The sequence below is a fragment of the Mangrovibacterium marinum genome (genome assembly GCF_003046625.1).
Classification (GTDB): domain Bacteria; phylum Bacteroidota; class Bacteroidia; order Bacteroidales; family Prolixibacteraceae; genus Mangrovibacterium; species Mangrovibacterium marinum.
Genome location: NZ_QAAD01000002.1, coordinates 299,887 through 320,488 on the forward strand (window position 1 = coordinate 299,887; position 20,602 = coordinate 320,488).

General features: G+C 44.1%; 15 protein-coding genes. 13 read left to right on the forward strand and 2 right to left on the reverse strand.

Going from position 1 to position 20,602, the window contains the following annotated elements; translation table 11 throughout:
* Positions 1 to 85 precede the first annotated feature (85 nt).
* A complete protein-coding gene (locus tag C8N47_RS03115; RefSeq protein WP_107821051.1) occupies positions 86 to 2,326 on the reverse strand; it encodes an Ig-like domain-containing protein in 2,241 nt (746 codons plus the stop codon).
* 798 nt (positions 2,327 to 3,124) lie between these two features.
* Between C8N47_RS03115 and C8N47_RS03125 the strand changes: the two genes are divergently transcribed.
* From C8N47_RS03125 to C8N47_RS03190, 13 genes are all read left to right on the forward strand, one after another.
* Positions 3,125 to 3,472 carry a hypothetical protein gene (locus C8N47_RS03125; RefSeq protein ID WP_107821053.1) on the forward strand — a complete coding sequence of 116 codons (348 nt, stop codon included), beginning with the start codon at positions 3,125 to 3,127 and terminating at the stop codon, positions 3,470 to 3,472.
* A 145-nt stretch (positions 3,473 to 3,617) separates the two neighbouring features.
* Positions 3,618 to 4,625 carry a type I glyceraldehyde-3-phosphate dehydrogenase gene (gene gap, locus C8N47_RS03130; protein ID WP_107821054.1) on the forward strand — a complete coding sequence of 336 codons (1,008 nt, stop codon included), beginning with the start codon at positions 3,618 to 3,620 and terminating at the stop codon, positions 4,623 to 4,625.
* Positions 4,626 to 5,308: 683 nt separating this feature from the next.
* Positions 5,309 to 5,833, forward strand: a complete 525-nt coding sequence (locus C8N47_RS03135) for an IS1096 element passenger TnpR family protein (protein WP_107821055.1) — start codon at positions 5,309 to 5,311, stop codon at positions 5,831 to 5,833.
* Between the two features lie 52 nt (positions 5,834 to 5,885).
* Positions 5,886 to 6,809, forward strand: a complete 924-nt coding sequence (gene miaA / locus C8N47_RS03140) for a tRNA (adenosine(37)-N6)-dimethylallyltransferase MiaA (protein WP_107821056.1) — start codon at positions 5,886 to 5,888, stop codon at positions 6,807 to 6,809.
* The gene (locus tag C8N47_RS03145; RefSeq protein WP_107821057.1) at positions 6,790 to 7,251 is read left to right on the forward strand and encodes an NUDIX domain-containing protein; all 462 of its coding nucleotides are present in this window, start codon (positions 6,790 to 6,792) and stop codon (positions 7,249 to 7,251) included. Before miaA ends, C8N47_RS03145 begins: the two co-directional genes overlap by 20 nt.
* Positions 7,248 to 8,396: a glycosyltransferase gene (locus tag C8N47_RS03150; protein ID WP_107821058.1), complete on the forward strand. Its 1,149-nt coding sequence runs from the start codon at positions 7,248 to 7,250 to the stop codon at positions 8,394 to 8,396. The genes C8N47_RS03145 and C8N47_RS03150 overlap by 4 nt, the downstream gene beginning before the upstream one ends.
* A 170-nt stretch (positions 8,397 to 8,566) precedes the next feature.
* On the forward strand, positions 8,567 to 10,813 hold the full coding sequence (locus C8N47_RS03155) for a RelA/SpoT family protein (RefSeq protein ID WP_107821059.1): 2,247 nt from the start codon (positions 8,567 to 8,569) through the stop codon (positions 10,811 to 10,813).
* A 103-nt stretch (positions 10,814 to 10,916) separates the two neighbouring features.
* On the forward strand, positions 10,917 to 11,321 hold the full coding sequence (locus C8N47_RS03160) for a Fur family transcriptional regulator (RefSeq protein WP_245915661.1): 405 nt from the start codon (positions 10,917 to 10,919) through the stop codon (positions 11,319 to 11,321).
* Positions 11,322 to 11,510: 189 nt separating this feature from the next.
* Positions 11,511 to 12,785, forward strand: coding sequence for an adenylosuccinate synthase (locus tag C8N47_RS03165; RefSeq protein ID WP_107821061.1), 1,275 nt, complete (start codon positions 11,511 to 11,513; stop codon positions 12,783 to 12,785).
* A gap of 1,139 nt (positions 12,786 to 13,924) precedes the next feature.
* Positions 13,925 to 15,055, forward strand: coding sequence for an alanine racemase (locus C8N47_RS03175; protein WP_107821063.1), 1,131 nt, complete (start codon positions 13,925 to 13,927; stop codon positions 15,053 to 15,055).
* 86 nt (positions 15,056 to 15,141) lie between these two features.
* Entirely contained in the window at positions 15,142 to 16,059 is a 918-nt protein-coding gene (locus C8N47_RS03180; protein ID WP_170111267.1) for a Ppx/GppA phosphatase family protein, read from the forward strand.
* A 31-nt stretch (positions 16,060 to 16,090) separates the two neighbouring features.
* On the forward strand, positions 16,091 to 17,254 hold the full coding sequence (locus C8N47_RS03185) for a sigma-54-dependent transcriptional regulator (protein WP_107821065.1): 1,164 nt from the start codon (positions 16,091 to 16,093) through the stop codon (positions 17,252 to 17,254).
* Positions 17,255 to 17,591: 337 nt separating this feature from the next.
* On the forward strand, positions 17,592 to 19,073 hold the full coding sequence (locus C8N47_RS03190) for a DUF2079 domain-containing protein (RefSeq protein ID WP_107821066.1): 1,482 nt from the start codon (positions 17,592 to 17,594) through the stop codon (positions 19,071 to 19,073).
* A gap of 11 nt (positions 19,074 to 19,084) precedes the next feature.
* Here C8N47_RS03190 and C8N47_RS03195 read toward each other — a convergent pair whose 3' ends face one another.
* Positions 19,085 to 20,509 carry a hypothetical protein gene (locus C8N47_RS03195; RefSeq protein ID WP_146161414.1) on the reverse strand — a complete coding sequence of 475 codons (1,425 nt, stop codon included), beginning with the start codon at positions 20,507 to 20,509 and terminating at the stop codon, positions 19,085 to 19,087.
* Positions 20,510 to 20,602 lie beyond the last annotated feature (93 nt).

Here is a 20,602-nt window from a genome sequence, read left to right on the forward strand (position 1 = left end):
CTTAGGACGATTAATAAAAAGGCGGATGCTAAAAATAACAAAGGGAAGCTTAAAGCTTCCCTTTTGTCTCTCTCATAGCATGCACTTAGCGCTTTACAATCGTCTGCGTACTAGCTATTACATTGTCGTCTAACATGAGGGTAATAATATAAATTCCATCTCGCAGATCCGAGGTCGATACCATGCCATTGGGATTGGTTACTTCTTTCACCCGTTGCCCAACAACATTGGTAATGTAAAGACGGCTAATATTTTCGGAATTTGAAATGTAAATCACATCGTCAAAGGGATTGGGGTAAACGGCATAGTCGTCGCTCATGGCCAATTGGTCATCAGCGGCCAAAGCATAATCCGTGCCGGTCGTAAATGTCCAAACCGATGGATCTGCAACTCCGTCAAAACTGTTTCCATCGGCATTCCCGATGGCTTCGGCATCAACCAACACGTAATAATCGGTATTCAGATCCAGTCCACCTGTCACTGCTGCATCGTAGCTCACATTGACCTCGTTGTTCTCAAACATATCCGATGTCAGCGGAATCGTTAACGATGGAGTGGTATCTCCTACTTTGTAGACATACACGTTGCCCCCCTGCGCCGATAAAGACACCGGCTGATTAAATATCATGGCCAGATTGGGGTGATTATCCGGAATTGTTGTCCCATTGGGTTGATAAGCTAATACCTGCAAATCAGACTCATCGACAGCTGTTGTAAACCCCCAGTTAAACACTTTCTTAATACCTGCAAACGACTCGGGCGTAAACGTGGTATTTTGAACAAAATCCGTATTAACAATAATATAGTATTCGGTATCCGACTCCGTGAGTCCGGTTAAGTCAACCGACACATATTGCCCGGAGATAGAAACACGGTCGTCAGTTGCGCCAATCGTTGTCACGAGTGTATTTTGTCCATCGTGAATGTGCAGCTCCAGAACACCGGTTCCGGCTTGCATATCCATGTCAAACTCCATCACGAAGATTTGATCCAACGGCACATCAACCGAGTCATCCTCAGGTGTCAGCTGAACCAAAGTTGGCTCAACATTGTATTCTGTTTCAAACTGCCAGTCGTCGGCTGAGATTGCAGCGGAAGCCTCGCCTGCTGACGAAACAAAAGCTCCGGCTTCAACCGCCACTTTATAAGCTGTTGCCGGACTTAAGTCGTCGATTTCAATATAAACACTATTGCCGATTGTATTGAAATCAAACGCATCATCGACAACATTCAGGGATTGAACAAGCGTGCCATCCGCCAAATAAATTGTCACGGTTCCTTCGCCCAAGTCAACCGGCATATCAAATTCAATCATCAGGTCGGCCTCGGTCGAAATGTTTTCGTCGATGGGCGAATAACGCAAAATGTCGGGCACCAGATCCTCGCGAACGGTAAATGCCCAGTCGTCTTCCTCTTCGATACCGGCAAACGCATTGCCCGACAAGTCGACCACGGCTCCAGGCTCCATGGTCACATAATATTCTTCACCTGATTGGAGACCATCCACTTTACCGACGACGATAATCGACGGATCGTTCGGATCAGTCGTCAAGCTGGCAGCATCAATGGTCTGAACCAAAATTCCGTTCCAGGTATAAATATATACGTTACCTGTACCGGCTACAACCGGCTCTTCAAAATCCAACTGGAGCGAATCGGTGGTTAAAATTGTCTCGCCGCTTCCAACATAGTAACCGTCTTCCCACAAACCGGCATCGGCATCAACATCCAAAACCGGAGCTGACAAATCCTGTGTGATGTAGGCATTTTCGGCATAGATATCGTTGTGAAAATCGCTGTTACCCAGCGGCTGTGAGTTTCCCTGTCCAATCTGCAACTTATCATCAAGTATACTTAAAGTGAAACGGGTACCATCCTCCAACTCTTCAGTCGGTGTTATGGTGACCACCGTAGGCTCCCCGCTTCCGGATACAATAGCCACCGAGAAGTCGACGAGCAGGCCACGATCGGTGTCTGTCAGTTCAAAGCAGTTCTGAAGATAGGCTTCGGATATTTTGATATTATTTTCAGGGATACTTTGCACATAAGTAAACAACTCGCCGGCGAACGAAATGGTGAACACCTGACCGATCGAAACCAATGTCGGTGTTGAAACATCTCCGTTGTCGGGCTCAAAGCTGGCAGCCACCTCGGTTGTTTGAAACTGGTAAGTAAAATTATCCTGATTGTCTGCCTGAGCCAGTAAAGCTCCTGAATCCGAAATAGCGGCATCAACTGTCGGCTGAGCATTAACAGCACCTAGAGCGAGCCCAATAAACAGGAAAAGAATAAGGGCTCTTTGATAGGTAGTAACACGACTCTTCATAAGCGCCAGTATTATTAAAATGAATCAAAAATGTTTTGTTTATTAACAGCTGCATAAACCTCAGATTATTCTCTCGTGCAGGACTGTTAACCATTACAAACCTAAAACATTTCGTTTCAAAACACAATAGTTTTCAGGCATAAAAAACAAACGACACTCAAAAAAATAAGCCCAGAATGCCCGCAAACACTAGCCTTTTGCATTTTTTAACATTTTATAGATCCTAATTTTCATTTTATCTATCACAGGAATTAATTATTTTCTAATGACCAAATCGTGGTAAAAAATCTTTTCATTAAAACGAAAACAATAAATCAATTTTCATTCAGTTTTATTGGCAAACGGCGCAATCAAAGAAGTCAAATAAAGGCCTGTTTGATTGAGCAAAACAAAATCGTCATAGCTATGAAAAACGCAGCTGAAGCAGTCTTCATCAAATCAGAACAACGCCGCAAGCGCAAGTGGCCTTTCGGGGGTCTGGCAATTTCGACGTCTCTTTTATTGGTCCTTTTTTCGTCTTGCAAGACTTGCGAATGCCCCGCATACTCGTCGAAATACACCAACCCAATTTTAAAGCCGATCTGCCAGAAAAGTACAATCAGCCCGAACCGACAAAACATAAAACATCCAACTAAACATATCACACAATCCACCTACCAAAATTGGCTTTTCACCTATCAAAATTAGCTTTTCAGTGATTTTTTAGTCCATTTCAATCGATCAGGACTTCAAAAACAGCCAATCACCCCGACATGAGAGGCCAAAAAACTTCATGATTCCGGGGAATCACCAACAGAAATGAAAGCTTACTATCCTTCAACGATGCTGTTGTCGTTGTTTTTAACAGTTGTCGTTCCACATCTAATCAAAACCCTTATTGACATTGCGCCTTTGCGTGCAGCCACTTTCACCCAAAATGGTTGGAGCAAGGCTCACCCACAGTTTTACTACAAAGTCATGCTGCAAACAAGGCCTGCGAACTTTAGGCAAGCGGCTCAATTCATTGTCGAATTTCAAGCAACCAAATTCATAACAACTGGCCAGGGGTACCAACCAAAGGACAACCTGCTGCATCATCGACAATTACAAGCCGACGAAACGACCTTTTCCGACTCCATGATCCGACTCTCTAACAGGCAACATTAACTAAATTTTAAACTCAGGGAGCGAAACAGCAAAACCGATTTAAAAAATTTGACCGTTATGAATTTAGTTCGTTATTTTGTGTGGCTTTGAAAAATGAGCTAATGAATCAAAGATAAATCTTTCATTAATTATTAAACTTTCAACTATGTCACAAATTAAAATCGGTATCAACGGATTTGGTCGTATCGGTCGTTTCGTATTCCGTCAAGCTGTTAAAAAAGGTACTGTTCAAGTTGTAGCTATCAACGACTTGATCGATGTTGAATACATGGCTTACATGTTAAAATACGATTCTACTCACGGTATTTTCGATGGTACTGTAGAAGTTAAAGACGGTAAATTGGTTGTAAACGGTGTTGAAATCCGCGTTACTGCTGAAAGAAACCCTGCTGATATCAACTGGGGTGCTGTTGGTGCTGAGTATGTTGTTGAATCAACTGGTCTTTTCTTGACAAAAGAAAAAGCTCAAGGTCACATCGACGCTGGTGCTAAAAAAGTTGTTATGTCTGCTCCTTCTAAAGACGACACTCCTATGTTCGTTATGGGTGTAAACAACAAAAACTACACGAACGACATGACTTTCGTATCAAACGCTTCATGTACTACAAACTGCTTGGCTCCTATCGCTAAAGTATTGAATGACAAATTCGGTATCGTTGAAGGTTTGATGACAACTGTTCACGCTACTACTGCAACACAAAAAACTGTTGACGGTCCTTCAATGAAAGACTGGAGAGGTGGTCGTGGCGCTGGTCAAAACATTATCCCTTCTTCAACTGGTGCTGCTAAAGCCGTAGGTAAAGTAATTCCTGAGTTGAACGGTAAATTGACAGGTATGGCTTTCCGTGTTCCTACTCCTGATGTATCAGTTGTAGACTTGACTGCACGTTTGGCTACTGAAACTACTTACGAAGCTATTTGCGCTGCAATGAAAGAAGCTTCTGAAGGCGAATTGGCTGGTGTATTAGGTTACACTGAAGACGCAGTTGTTTCTAACGACTTCGTTGGTGACACTCGTACTTCAATCTTCGACGCTGGTGCAGGTATCCAATTGTCTCCTACTTTCGTGAAAGTTGTATCTTGGTACGACAACGAAATGGGTTACTCAACTAAAGTTTGTGAATTGATCGAATATATGGATTCAGTAAAATAATTCTGAATTTATCGACCATATTCAAGGGCATCCCAACGGGTGCCCTTTCTTTTTTCTCATTGATCAGAAGACCTTCTTGCTGGTTAATGCTTTGGGGGATGACAACCCGACAACCATTGAAAACAACGACAACAGCATCTTCGAAAAATAGTAAACTTTCATTCCTGTTGGTGATTACCCGGAACCATGAATATTTTTTTACATGACGCGATTAAGCAATTCTTCGCCCGAATTCCCCCGCAAATCAGCTCCGGACCTAAGGGTAAATGTAATCCTGATCGATTTCCGAAACAGAAAACACGCCATTTCCAGGCCAATCGTCCTCTTCTCCGTTGCCGGTAGGTACCGGAACTTTCGGGCGGCGTAACAAGAACCGATCTTCCGTAGAAAATTCCCTTGCGAAAAGTATCAACATCAGTCCGAAATCAGGACAAAAACGACTCAGAAAACGGTGATTTGGATGTCACAGCTTCCAATTATGTAATCCGCGAACTTCAATCGGCAATAAAAACACACGACAAACGATACTCACTACAAACCACTTAGCCTCTACAATTCGCCACTTAATATTTTTTAACATTTATTACCTAACCTTATCCGCAACACCAGCGTTTAACAAGGCTGTGTGCGAAAACGAAAGAGATATTCTGTATCATATTTCACAAAAAACAAACAGTATAAAAATGGTTTATCAGTTTAAAGTTAGCTCGACTGAACTATCCCGTTTTCAACTTTTGATTGAACTGGATGGCACGCATACTTTTGCTGACTTTCACAACTGCATACAACAAGCATGTGGGTATAACTCCGATCAACTGGCCTCATTTTTCACCCAAGGAGCCCGCCACGGAAAACAAACTGAGATTAGCCTGCTTGATTCGAAATTTCACAAACCGAATAGTCTTTGCATGACGCGAACCACTATTCAATCCATTATCAATAGGAAAGATCAAAAGATGCTTTACGTCTTTGATTTTTTCGCAGACAGATTATTCTATGTTGAATTAACTCAAATTCTTATGGGAAAAACTCGATTAGAACCTTCAGTGATTGAGCAAAACGGTGCTGCACCGTCTCAATTACTCGAAGAAGAAGTAATGGGCCAGGGGCCTGAAGTCACGAAAGAGGAAGAATGTCTGGATTACGGAGATCTGGATGATTACAATGAAATTTTTGGAGAAATAGAAGACTTGACAGGAGGGGTTTAACCCTCCTTTTTTTTGACTAAAAACGATACCTTTGCGCTCCAACGGATTTTAAATGAGAAAAACTTTAATCGTCATATTGGGGCCAACCGGAATTGGAAAGAGCGATTTAGCGATTCAAATTGCTCAACACTTTCAAACTGAAATTATATCCGCCGACTCGCGGCAAATTCTCCGCGAACTCTCCATCGGAACCGCTGTTCCACCACAACGCGATCTTGAACGGGTGAAACATCATCTGATCCAACACCGGTCTATTCACGACTATTACAGTGCCAGTGTTTTTGAGCAGGAAGCTCTCCAAATAATCGAAGAACGTTTCACCGCGAAAGACTGGCTGGTGGTCACCGGCGGTTCCATGATGTACATCGATGTGCTCTGCAACGGCATTGATGATATCCCCAATGCCGATCCGCAAATTCGGGCGCGCCTCATCCGCGAGTACGAGGAACAAGGACTGGAGCATATCCGGCTTCAGTTAAAACAACTTGATCCCGACTACTACGATTTAGTTGATCTGAAAAATGCCAAACGCATTATTCATGCTGTGGAAATTTGCCTGACTTCGGGACGCACATACTCATCCATGCGCAAGGCAACCCGCAAACAACGCCCCTTTCAAATCATCAAAATAGGGCTAAACTGCGAGCGCGAACAACTGTACAATCGCATCAATTTACGCGTTGACAAAATGATCGAAATGGGACTCGAGCAAGAAGCCCGATCGGTATTCGCGCATCATCAGTTAAATTCACTCAACACGGTTGGCTACAAGGAATTGTTTGCTTATTTTTCAGGCGAAATCACCCGCGAGCAAGCCATTGAACTGATTAAACGCAATTCGCGCCGATATGCCAAAAAGCAATTAAGTTGGTTCAGGCGCGACCCGCAAATCAGCTGGTTTACACCAGAACAGCTAAGCGAAATTATTCAACTGATTAAAGAACAAACAGAACAGGATGAGCAACAAACAACCTAAGCATTTCAACATTCGCGTTTACGGGCTGTTTGTTCAAAACGGATCCGTACTGGTATCGGACGAGTACCAGTTGGGCATGCGAATGACAAAATTTCCGGGCGGCGGACTCGAGTTTGGTGAGGGAACCATCGACTGTTTGAAACGGGAAATACACGAAGAATGCAATCAGGAAATTTGCGACATCCGCCACTTCTACACCACCGACTTTTTTCAACAAGCGCTTTTTTTCGACGACCACCAGCTACTAAGCATTTATTACACGGCTCGCTTTACCGAGCCCCTGAATTTTTCGACAAGTCGCAAAGCTTTCGATTTTTCAACAAACAAAAACGGCAATCAATCGTTTCGATGGCAAGCGATTGCATCACTCCGGGAAGACGACTTTAGCTTTCCGATTGACAAGCATGTTGCCAATTTACTGAAGCAAAAATTTAAACAATGAACGACGCGAAAACCATCAAAATAATCGGACCGGCCTACCCCTATCGCGGCGGACTGGCAAACTACAACGAACGGTTGGCGCGCGAGTTCATCGCACAGGGACATCAACTGAGCATCGAAACCTTTAGCTTGCAATACCCGAACCTGCTGTTCCCGGGCAAAAGCCAGTATGTTGACGGCCCGCCACCGGATGATTTGCAAATTAGGCGAACGGTCAATTCCATCAACCCCGTCAACTGGATCCTTGTGGGCTCCCGGATCAAAAACGAGGCACCTGATATACTGATGATTCGCTACTGGCTTCCGTTTATGGCGCCGGCTCTGGGAACCATTGCCCGGATTGTGGCATCCAATGGCCACACGCGGGTTATTTGCCTGGCCGACAACATCATTCCACACGAAAAGCGCCCCGGCGATCGCCTGTTGACTCACTATTTTATGAAGAGTATCGATGGGATGGTTGCCATGTCGCAGTCGGTGCTCGACGACATTGACCAGTTCAACAAAGCGCTGCCACGCGCCTTGTGCCCTCACCCACTTTACGATAACTTTGGTCCGAAAACAGAGCCGGAGGAGGCCAAAAGTCTGCTCGGACTCGAGCCAGACACCAGCTACCTGCTTTTCTTTGGCTTCATTCGCGAATACAAAGGCCTGGACTTGCTGCTTGAAGCTTTTGCCGACCCGCGCCTGAAAAAATTGCCGGTGAAACTGATTGTTGCCGGTGAGTTTTACACCAAACCCGAGCCTTATCTGGAGCTGATCCGTCGGCTGAAGTTGACCGATCGCGTGGTGTTACGGACCGATTTTATTCCCGAAAAGTATGTGACTCGCTATTTTGGGGCCTGCGACCTGGTTGTGCAACCCTATAAAAGTGCGACACAGAGCGGTGTAACGCAAATCGGATACCACTTCGAAAAACCCATGCTGGTCACCAATGTCGGCGGATTACCCGAGATAATCCCCGATCAGCGTATCGGTTACGTAACGGATCCCACTCCGGCTTCAATTGCCGATGCCTTGGTAAACTTCTACCAAAAAGAACGTAAAAAAGAGTTTGAAGCCAACATTAAGCTTGAAAAACAAAAATTTTCATGGGGGAATATGGTCAAAGCTTTTCTGAAAGTAGACCAACTCATTCAGAAGTAATTCACCCACAACATTTTTTGACTGCCCCATTAAACAAACTTTCAGCTTAAGCCTTATAGTCTGTATTAAAGATTAGTGAATTTTAATGCTGAAGTTGATGAGCGCTGAGTTGCGAGTGTTGTATATGATATATATTTACTTTTTAGAACCTGTTGTTAGGACATAGATTTATGGAGGACGGAATTAGCAAATTACAAACCAAGGCCGATCAGCGCTTAATTGCTGATTACTACGATGACCTTAGCCGATCGTTTGATCAACGCATCTCGGAACAAGACCGTGTGCGCATCCGAAAAGCATTCGAATTTGCCAACGAAGCCCATGCCGGAGTAAAACGCAAGTCCGGAGAACCGTACATCATTCACCCGATTGCTGTAGCCAATATTGTTTCTGCGGAAATCGGGCTCGGAGCAACATCGATTATTGCAGCCATATTGCACGATGTAGTTGAAGATACCGACTACACCTTAACCGATATGGAAAATCTGTTTGGTGTCAAAGTAGCACGCATTGTTGACGGGCTAACCAAGCTCTCGGACGAGATGACCGCCCAGCACGATTCGAAGCAAGCCATCAATTTTCGCAAAATGCTGATGACCCTTTCGGACGATGTTCGCGTGATCCTGATCAAGCTGGCCGACCGCCTCCACAACATGCGCACGCTCGAAAGTATGGCTCCGCACAAGCAACTTAAAATTGCGGCCGAAACCCTTTATATTTTTGCGCCACTTGCGCATCGCCTCGGCCTGTATGCCATTAAAACCGAACTCGAAGATTTAAGTTTAAAGTACAAACAGCCCGAAACATATAACCTCATCAAGTTTAGGCTGCACAGTCAAAAAGAACGACGCGATTATCTGGTCGATCAATTCATCACCCCCATTCAGGCTGAGTTGGCCAAAGAGGGAATCAACTTTACCATTTCGGGGCGGCTGAAATCCATCTATTCCATCTGGAACAAGATGCAAAGCAAAGGAGTGTCCTTTGATGAAATTTACGACCTGATGGCCATCCGGATTGTTTTCCGGCCCAACGATTCCCGATCGGAAAAAAGACAATGTTTTGATATCCTTTCCTTAATTACCGACATCTACAAGCCGAAACCCGACCGCATACGCGACTGGATTACCATTCCAAAAGCAAATGGTTACGAGGCCCTGCACGTCACGGTGATGGGGCCCGCCGGGAAATGGGTTGAAGTACAAATCCGCACCGAGCGCATGGATGCCATCGCCGAACGAGGATTTGCCGCACACTATAAATATAAGGGCGACAGTTCGGCAGAGACAGAACTGGACCGTTGGCTGGAGAAGATTCGAGAGATGCTCCAAAATCCGGAGTCCGATGCCCTGGAGTTTCTGGACGAGTTTAAAATGAATCTGTACTCGCGCGAAATTGTTGTATTTACGCCGAAAGGGAAAATGGTCAACCTGCCGAAGGGAGCCACGGTCACCGATTTCGCCTACGAAATTCACACCGATCTGGGAAACCATTGCATTGGTGCAAAAATCAACCACAAGCTCATGCCCATGAGTCATGTGTTGTCCAGTGGCGATCAGGTTGAAATTCTGACCTCCAAGTCGCAACGCCCCGATATTGAGTGGCTGAAGTTTATCACCACAGCAAAAGCGAAATCCAAGATCAAACAAGCCTTCAAGCTCGACAAACGGCAACACCTGGAACAAGGTCGCGAGATCATTGAAGAGAAGCTCAAAGCCTTTAATATCAAACCGACTTCCGACACCCTCAAAAAAATAACAGCCTACTACAACCTGTCCAACAAAGACCAGTTGTATGCTCAAATAGGCATGGGTTTTATCGACTTCAACGATATTGAAAACATCTTAAAATCGCGCCGCCAAAGCAAGCTGGCCAAATATTGGAAACTATCCTTCGGGAAAAAAGAAAACGATGAAGAAGTCGAATTCGATCTGCCCGACAAAAAGATCGATAAGAAAAACACCTTCATCCTGAAAGAAAATCCGGAAGAAACCAACTATACGCTGGCTAAGTGCTGCCAACCCATTCCGGGGGAAAACGTTTTAGGATACCTCACCTCGTCGAACCATGTGGTGATCCACAAGCGCAACTGTCCGGTTGCCAACAAACTGATGAGCCAGCACGGCGACCGGATTATCACGGCCGAGTGGACTAAATTCAAAAAACGATCGTACCTCACCCGTTTAAAAATGAATGGTTTCGACCGTGTTGGTATCGTTAGCGAGATCACCAATATCATCTCCAAGCTCAACAACATCAACATGCGCACTGTTATGTTTGACACTCACGACGGCATCTTCGAAGGCGAACTCTTTTTATACATTCACAACGTTGAAGACCTGAATAAACTGATTGCCCGACTTATGAAAATCAAAGGAATAGAACAGGTTGAACGGATGGAACGGGTCGAGGATTAATTTTTATTTAGTCTAAACTATTATAAATTTTTCCTATTTTTGGGCATTATTTAAAATTAGATTGAATATGAATAGCCCCCGTACGCGAGAGACCGTTAAAAACATGTTTACGGAATATTTGGAGAAGAACGGGCACCGGAAAACACCTGAACGATTTGCGATTTTGGAAGAGATTTACTCCCGTGAAGGTCATTTCGATATCGAATCCTTGTACATTTCGATGAAAAACAAGAACTACAGAGTCAGCCGCGCAACCCTGTACAACACCATCGACTTACTATTGGAATGCAAATTGGTCGTAAAACACCAGTTTGGGAAAAACATTGCTCAGTTTGAGCGTGCTTTTGCAACCCTGCAGCACGACCACATCATTGACACCAACAGCGGGAAAGTGCAGGAATTTTACGACCCGCGAATCCGCGAAATCATCGAAGAGGCCTGTTTAAAACACAATTTTAAGCTATCGCACCACACGCTTTACATTTATGGCGAACAAATTAACAAGTAGCAGCTTGTAAACTCATTATAAATTAGAATCCTCGATACAGATCGGAGGATTTTTTTTCGCCTTAAGCCAAAATAATTTGTAATTTTAGCAGCCAAATAAAAATCGATCTGGCACCGTGGAAATTTAGCCTCAAGCATACCGGCTAGCTTCCGCGGTTTAATATGTCTGCGAATTTGTAAAAAACTGATAATGAAAGTAGATGTCATTTTAGGTCTCCAATGGGGAGACGAAGGAAAGGGAAAAATTGTTGATGTCTTAACCCCAAAATACGATGCAATCTCCCGCTTTCAAGGAGGCCCCAATGCCGGGCACACACTCGAAATTGGAAATTTAAAGCACGTCCTTCACACCATCCCCTCCGGAATTTTCCACGAAAATAAAGCAAATATCATCGGCAACGGTGTGGTATTGGATCCGATCATCTTCAAAAAAGAAATTGAAGGAATTCAGAAACTGGGGATCGACCTGCACAAAAACCTCTATATCTCGAAAAAGGCCCATCTGATTATGCCCACCCACAAGTTGTTGGATGCAGCATCGGAAGCAGCCAAAGGAGATACCAAAATCGGATCGACCTTGAAAGGAATCGGCCCGACATACAAAGATAAAATTGGTCGCGATGGACTGCGTGTCGGTGACCTGGTTGAGAATTTCGAAGAAAAATACAACAGCCGCATCGCAGCACACAAAGAATTATTGGAGAAATTTTACAATTTCGACTACGCGGACTTACTCGAACAATGGGAAAAAGAATGGATGGAAGGCGTGGAAATCCTCAAATCATTCACCTTGGTCGACAGCGAGCACATGATTAACGACCTGATTCTGGAGGAGAAATCGGTTTTAGCCGAAGGTGCTCAAGGAACCCTGCTCGACATCGACTTTGGCTCGTATCCCTTTGTAACTTCATCGAACACCATTTGTGCCGGAGCTTGTACCGGACTGGGCATTGCGCCTCAAAAAGTTGGCGAAGTGTTCGGTATCTTTAAAGCTTACTGTACCCGCGTTGGTATGGGACCATTCCCGACGGAACTATTCTGCGAAACAGGTCAAAAGTTACGCGATGCCGGGAACGAGTACGGTTCAACAACAGGACGCCCCCGCCGTTGCGGATGGCTGGACCTGGTAGCCTTGAAATACTCGATCATGATCAATGGCGTGACTGAATTATTTATGATGAAGGCCGACGTTTTGGATAAGTTCGACACCATTAAGGTTTGTACCGGATACGAAGTCGACGGTGAAGTGACCGACAAATTCCCCTTCGAGCTGAACGAAAATGTGAAACCGGTGTATGTTGAATTACCAGGATGGAACAAAGATCTGACAGAGCTCACGCATCAGAATGAGTTCCCCGAAGAATTCAACAACTACATTAACTTCATCGAAGAAGAAACGGGATTGCCGATAACGATTGCTTCTGTTGGGCCAAACCGTGCTCAAACAATCATGATCGAAAAATAGCCCCCAACAACATACCGATAAAAAAAGAGCTCTTTGGGCTCTTTTTTTGAAAGTCTACCACGTAAAGTAGCTAAGCCTCAATGTCGATCAAGTTTTTGAATAGATGTGGAATGACAACCCGACAACTTATGAAAACAACGACAACAGCATAGTCGAAAACTACGACACTTTCATCCCTGTTGGTGATTCCCCGGAATCATGTAGGTTTTTTCTGAAAGTCTCTTCGGGTGATGTGGTTTCCAAACCGCATCTGGGATGTATTAAATAGGGGTTCAGCGTCAACCGGTAGCCAGGCTTCTTTTGTAGCAAACCAGCGCTGATGAGCGTTGCCCCAAAACTGGCTGTTTTTCACTCCTACTTTTGCGCAATTCGGATCTTTTGTCCTACCGGACGGGTTTTCATCTTTGGCTTGCCCCAAAGACGAAACAGAAAACGCAAGGCTTATTTTTATCTTCAGGTGTCAGCTTCCGAAAGCTAAGTTCAGCCGGGTGATCTCCTTTCCGGCAGCTGCCGGATCGGAGCTTCCCGGATTCACTAAGCTTCCGGTTCACCTCTCACCATCGATAAAAAGTAGGCCGGTCCCGCTCCGAGCGAGCTTCCGTCTTCTCTTAAATGCCTTCAGCTGTCTTCCACCACTTTCATCCCTGTTGGTGATTCCCCGGAATCATGTAGTTTTTTTTTTTTGAAAGCCTACCACGTAAAGTAGCTAAGCCTCAATGTCGATCAAGTTTTTGAATAGATGTGGAATGACAACCCGACAACTTATGAAAACAACGACAACAGCAAATTTCGCGGCGTGCTAATCATTATTAAACAACGAACCAGCCAGTTTTTACCCGATCATCAGAGTTGCAGAATCCAGCTCATTCCTGTCATAATTCGTCCGCTTTCCCTTTGCCTAAAATTGGCATTTCATTACCTTTAAACCCGCTTGATGTGGGATAAAAACACTTTACGAAGCATGATTCAAACTTAAGTGCGCAAATATAAGAGAATCATATCTTCTAAAACTTACTGAACTGTTTTGTGTTACAGTTTACAGAGCAAGAAAACGCCTCTCGTTTGTTTTTCGGGCTTTTCTTATCTGTGGCTCAAACAAGTGGTTTACATATTAGAATAGAGAAAAAACGATTGACACAATGGACATCATCCGCCCGACGCTGCTATTAGACAAAGAAGTTTGTTTGCAAAATATTGCCAGGATGGCTCAAAAGACCAAAGCTAAAGGCTTAATCTTCCGTCCGCACTTTAAAACCCATCAGTCTGCCGGAATCGGAAACTGGTTCAGGGATTACGGCGTTACGGCAATTACGGTATCATCAGTAAGTATGGCGCAGTATTTTGCGCAAAACGGATGGGACGATATCACCATCGCTTTTCCGGTGAATATTTACGAAGTTGATGCCATTAACGCGCTGGCTAAAAACATCCGGTTAAACCTGCTCATCGAGAATCTGGAGTCGGTGCAAATGCTGACCCACAAGATCAGCCAGGAAGTGGGTGTCTTTATTGAAATTGATACCGGCCACAACCGGACAGGAATTGCCCCAAATAAATTTCACGGGATCAATGCCATGCTCGATGTGATCAAAGCCAATCAGAAATTCCAATTCAAAGGTTTTTTATCGCACACGGGGCACACCTATCAGGCTCAAAGTAAACAAGATATCTACAACCGGCACTTTGATGCGCTGCTCAAAATGAGAGCATTGAAAAACTATTATCTGAAAGATTTTCCAGATCTCATTTTATCGCTGGGCGACACACCATCGGCAGCTCTATGCGAGAATTTCAACGGTATCGACGAGCTCCGCCCGGGGAATTTTGTGTTTTTCGATCTGATGCAGTATAAGCTAGGTGCATGCAATTTCAACGACATTGCCTTGCGCTTGGTATGCCCGGTCATCAGCCGTCACGGCAGCCGCAGCGAGGTGATCATCTACGGTGGCGCTGCCCATATTTCCAAAGATTCGATCATCAACCTCGACGGAAAAAGCCTTTACGGTCAGGTTGTCATCAACAAAAATGGTAAAAAGACGCTGCTGGACGAAAGAAACTACCTGTACAAGTTAAGCCAGGAGCATGGTGTCATCCGCACCACGCTTCAGGAATTTCACAATTTTGCCGTTGGCGACCTGGTTGAGATCATCCCTGCACACAGCTGCCTTACGGCCAATCTGATGGGTGAATACCTCACCACCGAAGGCGAATGGATTCCGATGATGAGCAAAGATTTTCATCGCTCCGCAAGCAGCCCGGTTCCGGAATAGTTCCGCCGGCGATAAACATTTTCATCGGGCAAGTGCACCGGCCAGGCGGCTTGTGCTACCTTTACCATCAACAAAACAGACATCGCATGAAACTGGCCATAATCGATCTGGGCACGAACACCTGTAATTTATTAATTGCAGGTATCAACCAACACAGTTACCAATTTCACTATCAGGGAAAGGTAGGCGTGAAGTTGGGCAAAGGGGGGATTCATAAAAACTTACTCAGCCCCGAAGCTTTCGACCGCGCGGTGGCGGCCTTTAATCAGCACAATCATACCATCGACCAATTCGGTGGGGTTGACCGCCTTATTGCGATCGCCACTTCTGCTGTTCGCGATGCCAGCAACAAAGACGAATTTACACGAACACTCCTCGAAAAAACGGGCATTCCGCTAACCATCGTCAGCGGCGACGAAGAAGCCCGCTTAATCTGTCAGGGTGTGAAACTCGCCTTTGGTGATCTGCCCGACAATAGCCTCATCCTGGATATTGGCGGAGGAAGCAACGAGTTCATCCAAACACAAAACGATCGGGTTAGCTGGAAAGAAAGCTTCCCGCTGGGCATGGCACGTGTGGTCGAAAAATTTCCGATTAGCAACCCCATTCGTCCTTCGGAAGCCGAGGCAATTGAACAATGGTTTTCGAGCGGACTAAGTGCACTTTGGCAACAGTGCCGCGAAAAGCCGCCAACAAGTCTGATCGGTTGTTCGGGAGCCTTTGACACTTTAGCCGACTTAATTGACAACACCGCTCCCGGCACGAAATCGCGGGTGAGGCAGGAAATCAGCATCAGCCAATTCAACGAGGTGACCGACACCATCATTGGCTCAACCACCGAATACCGCTCTCAACTGGCAGCCATGGAGCCGTTACGGATCGAAATGATTGTTCCGGCTTTCATCCTGATTAAACTGGTGTTGAAAAAGTTAAAGATCAAGAAAATGATCCAAACTGATTTTGCTTTGCGCGAAGGTGTTTTGCTTGAATGGATTAATCATTAATTTTGCTACTCAACCCTAAAAAAAACAGAATATGTCAAAAATACTTGTAGTCGACGATGAACGCAGCATCCGCAACACGCTGAAAGATATTCTTGAGTACGAAAAGTATCAGGTTGATGTCGCCGAAGACGGAAATGCCGGGCTGAATTTGGTCAAAAAGAACGAGTACGACATTGTTTTGTGCGACATAAAGATGCAGGGCATGGACGGCATTGAGGTGCTGGGAAAAATCCAGGAAGCAGGGATTGACACCCCGGTAGTGATGATTTCGGGGCATGGCAATATCGACACCGCTGTAGAGTCGATCAAAAAAGGCGCTTACGATTTCATTGAAAAACCCCTCGATTTAAACCGGCTGTTGATAACCATCCGCAACGCTATGGATAAATCGAGCCTGCTGACCGAAACCAAAGTGCTGAAAAAGAAAGTCAGTAAAAAATACGAAATGGTTGGAAAATCGGGAGCCATCAAAAAAATTATTGATATGGCCGACCGTGTGGCGCCAACCGACGCACGGGTGTTAATCACCGGATCGAACGGAACCGGTAAAGAACTGATTGCCCGCCGGTTGCATGAAAAAAGCAACCGCTCGGCCCAGCCCTTTGTCGAGGTAAACTGCGCCGCCATACCATCAGAGCTCATCGAGAGCGAACTGTTCGGCCACGAAAAAGGAGCCTTTACCTCAGCGATGAAACAACGCAAGGGGAAATTTGAACAAGCCGACGGTGGCACCTTGTTCTTGGATGAAATCGGCGACATGAGCCTTTCGGCACAAGCCAAGGTACTGCGGGCCCTCCAGGAGAACATCATCACCCGCGTTGGCGGCGACAAACCCATCAAAGTTGATGTACGCGTACTGGCTGCAACCAACAAAAACCTCAGTGAGGAAATTGAAAAGGGCAATTTCCGCGAAGACCTTTACCACCGGCTGAGTGTGATCCTGATCCAGGTTCCCGCCTTAAACGAGCGCCCCGAAGATATCCCCTTGCTGGCCGATCATTTTATCAACCAAATATGCGGAGAGTACGGCATGCCAATAAAAACAATTGAGCAGGATGCTATCGAGAAATTACAGCAAATGAAATGGACCGGCAACATCCGCGAATTCAGAAATGTGATTGAAAGATTGATCATTTTGTGCGACAAGAAAATCACCGGGAATGATGTGGATGCCTTTGCTGCCCCGCTGAAGTAATTCCCAGCCCGGGAAGGACAACAAGAACTGCCCAAAGCGGTTTTCCGAAAAATATCGGCTAATTTTCGAAAGAAAGAAAACATCTTTTCCGATTCGTTGTTTAGTATCACATAAAAGATTGTAGTTCTTTCACAAACGATATAAAAGGGTAACCTCTGAATACGGTAAGTTTATTTGTTGTTGTCATGGCGTATTTTTATAACATTTAACCGGGCTTTGTCCGGATGCTCACCGTTATTCAGGGGTTTTTTATTGTTCGCCTACTTCCGCGTCAATGCTTCTCTGTATTTTCAAAATTCATTACCTTGTCAATTTCCCTTAAAGATAATGTTAACCAATGAACCCGAAATCTGTCCTAAACACCCGAAACTATATTCTTTTGTTATTCTGTCTTTTATTCCTTTCGATACCTGTTTTGAATCATTATTTCTATCGAACAAGTGCGTTAGATTTAGGAATTTTCAACCATGCTATTTACAACTATGCCCATTTTAAGACGAGTTATTTTTCGTTGGGGCTAACGCCTCAGGAAACCGGCATTATAGAATGTTTGGGCAATCATTTCTCTCCCCTTATTTTTTTACTCGCACCGTTCTATTTCATTTTTGGAACATACACGCTACTAATCGTTCAAGTAGCTTTCATTATAGCCGGAGGAATCGGGAGCTATCGTTATAGCTCATTACTTACTGAAAATGAGTTCACGAAACAAACTGTAATGATCCATTTTTTTTGCATCTGGGGGATTTATTCGGCTTTGGCATTCGATTTTCATCTGAATGTAATCGCGGCGATGCTGGTACCATGGCTATTTGTTTTCAACAAAAAGGGCAATATCAAAAGCCTGCTTCTGGTTAGCATACTAATCTTGCTAACACGCGAAAATATGTCGCTTTGGTTAGCCTTCATTTTCACGGGGCTGTGGATCGATAAAAAACTACGTTTCAGCGGATTCACGAAACTTATCTATCCCGCAGCAATTGCGATTTCGATCATTTACTTTGTAACCGTAACAAGCTATATTATGCCTGGTTTTGTACCTTACGAAAGCTCCGGCCAGCTTGCACGATACAGCCACCTTGGCAATAACCTTAGCGAAATTGTAAAGACAATTATTTTAGAGCCTTTTCAATCTGTCAAAATGCTCTTCTCAAACACAAAGCAAGGTGACATCTATCAACCCATTAAAACAGAATTACATTTAATGGTTCTGCTGGCCGGGGGATGGCTTTTTCTCTTCAGACCATCTTTTCTGGTAATGTTGGTTCCGATCTATTTTCAGAAACTGTTAAGTAATGACCCGGGTATGTGGGGAATCAATTATCACTATTCTATTGAATTTGTTCCCATATTAAGTCTGCTTTTTATTGAAGTGACCTCCGGAATAAACCACAAAAAATGGCTGTATCCGGTTACGCTAAGCATTCTTGTATTAACGGCATCGAGCACCACTTACACATTTTTCCACCGCAAGTCGATCTGGTACACAGAGGTAAAAGCCAATCCTTTTAGCCCCACCCATTATAAATCGAATCTCCAGATACAGACCATCAATCATCAGCTCAATACAATCCCGCAAAATTCAGCGGTTTCTTGCCATTACAGTTTAGCTCCACATTTGGCTTATCGTGAAGAAATTTACCATTTCCCAAATATCAAAAATGCTGAATATATTGTTTTGTTAAAAAACACAACAAGCTTCTACCCCCTGCAAAAGGACGAATACCTTGAAAAAATCGAAGCTTACAGAAATTCTGAAATCTTCTCGATCTGGAGTGAATCAAACGATTTAATTATCTTCTCGAAATCGAAGAAATGACACAGCCTAAACTATTCCGGCCAAAATACATAGGCCTGATTTGGTAAATTAAAATAGAAGCGATTCAATTGGGATTGACCGTACGAAAGGTAGAAAGGAGCCGCCAGGAAACTGTCGGTTTTCCCCATCTCCTGATCCAAACGCTCTGATTTATTTTCTACAAAAATCGTCACTGCCTGATCTGAATTCATCATCGCACTCAAGAGCAGACTTTCCACTCCGTTTGCCCAGCTAAACATCATCCTCTCAGTATCAATTTTATCCGGCGTAATCACCCATTTGCGTTCTTTATTCTGCTTAACATGCTCAATCAACTCAACCTGGTATTGAATCCGTCCTTGGTACACCGAACGTACCATACCAACTTCAAAAAAGAAAACAATAGCAATCAGCATGGTACTGCCTGAAAGCAGATACATCGATAATCGCGTCTCTCCGATATTTAGCAGACTTCCGAAACTTAAAGCAACGAAAAACACCAATGGCAAAAAAATCTTCTCCATCTGCATATCAGCATCTCCTTGCTTAAAAGCAGCAGACGTAACAACGAAATACACTGCAAAAGCGAATACAAGCAGGAAGCATAACAGATACCTTCTTCTCACAACCAAGAGAGATAAACTTATCAGCAACATTACCAATAGCGGAAAATACAAGTCATTCATGCGTTTTATAAAAAACCGAACAGGATAATAGTCTGCTAAGTCGCCGATCAATTTTAACGGATTATTAAACGCATTATGATATAAACTTTGATGTTCGACCGAGCTGTCCACATTCAAAATATGCCAGAAAAACACAGCTAACGTCAAAGCAAATGCCAAATACGGATAACTTGTTTTTAATTTATGCGACTCAACAGAAAAGAATCCGATAACAAACAATAACGAAAAATAGGCAATAGAATGTGTGAAGTAACCAAATAAGACAAAAACGAAGGTTCCAAGCACCAACCTCCAGCTTCTCATCTTTGCTTTTTGCCATCTACAATCGTAAAAGTTGAGCCAGGCATATAAAAGGCAACTATTTAAAAGAGCAATTGAACTTTCAGAAGTGGGCCTAAAATAACTATGGGCAACTCCCAAAGCCGTCACAGCGATAATGGTGAATCCGGCAGTTCTATTTTTAAAAACACTCGTTGCTACGAAAAAATAACACACTCGAATAAGGACAAAGGATACAGAATAAAGTGGCACCAGGCAAACTAAGGGTAACTGTATTTTCACCCCTCCAACGACCAGTAGTTGGCTAAAGATTGCGGTTAGCCGCCCGTGTGCTTCAAAAAAAGACTCACGGTTAATGATATTAAAAAGATAATAAGCAGGATCAGTAATCAATATTCGGGATTTTGCATCACTAAGTGCCATACCTGCTAACCCCAGGAAAAACAAAACACCAACTATTTTAAACCAATCTCGTCTGTTGATTAAATCCATTCCTTTTATTTGTGGTGCTTAAAGATAGCTAATCCATTGCGATTTCAAGCCAACAATTAACCGCCCAAAACGCGACTAGCTTAGCCTGACGAC

What these genes read in the sequence shown, in the direction of transcription:
- C8N47_RS03115 (WP_107821051.1), bottom strand. Translation starts at nt 2,326, where the DNA reads ATGAAGAGTCGTGTTACTACCTATCAAAGAGCCCTTATTCTTTTCCTG.
- C8N47_RS03125 (WP_107821053.1), top strand. Translation starts at nt 3,125, where the DNA reads ATGAAAGCTTACTATCCTTCAACGATGCTGTTGTCGTTGTTTTTAACA.
- gap (WP_107821054.1), top strand. Translation starts at nt 3,618, where the DNA reads ATGTCACAAATTAAAATCGGTATCAACGGATTTGGTCGTATCGGTCGT.
- C8N47_RS03135 (WP_107821055.1), top strand. Translation starts at nt 5,309, where the DNA reads ATGGTTTATCAGTTTAAAGTTAGCTCGACTGAACTATCCCGTTTTCAA.
- miaA (WP_107821056.1), top strand. Translation starts at nt 5,886, where the DNA reads ATGAGAAAAACTTTAATCGTCATATTGGGGCCAACCGGAATTGGAAAG.
- C8N47_RS03145 (WP_107821057.1), top strand. Translation starts at nt 6,790, where the DNA reads ATGAGCAACAAACAACCTAAGCATTTCAACATTCGCGTTTACGGGCTG.
- C8N47_RS03150 (WP_107821058.1), top strand. Translation starts at nt 7,248, where the DNA reads ATGAACGACGCGAAAACCATCAAAATAATCGGACCGGCCTACCCCTAT.
- C8N47_RS03155 (WP_107821059.1), top strand. Translation starts at nt 8,567, where the DNA reads ATGGAGGACGGAATTAGCAAATTACAAACCAAGGCCGATCAGCGCTTA.
- C8N47_RS03160 (WP_245915661.1), top strand. Translation starts at nt 10,917, where the DNA reads ATGTTTACGGAATATTTGGAGAAGAACGGGCACCGGAAAACACCTGAA.
- C8N47_RS03165 (WP_107821061.1), top strand. Translation starts at nt 11,511, where the DNA reads ATGAAAGTAGATGTCATTTTAGGTCTCCAATGGGGAGACGAAGGAAAG.
- C8N47_RS03175 (WP_107821063.1), top strand. Translation starts at nt 13,925, where the DNA reads ATGGACATCATCCGCCCGACGCTGCTATTAGACAAAGAAGTTTGTTTG.
- C8N47_RS03180 (WP_170111267.1), top strand. Translation starts at nt 15,142, where the DNA reads ATGAAACTGGCCATAATCGATCTGGGCACGAACACCTGTAATTTATTA.
- C8N47_RS03185 (WP_107821065.1), top strand. Translation starts at nt 16,091, where the DNA reads ATGTCAAAAATACTTGTAGTCGACGATGAACGCAGCATCCGCAACACG.
- C8N47_RS03190 (WP_107821066.1), top strand. Translation starts at nt 17,592, where the DNA reads ATGAACCCGAAATCTGTCCTAAACACCCGAAACTATATTCTTTTGTTA.
- C8N47_RS03195 (WP_146161414.1), bottom strand. Translation starts at nt 20,509, where the DNA reads ATGGATTTAATCAACAGACGAGATTGGTTTAAAATAGTTGGTGTTTTG.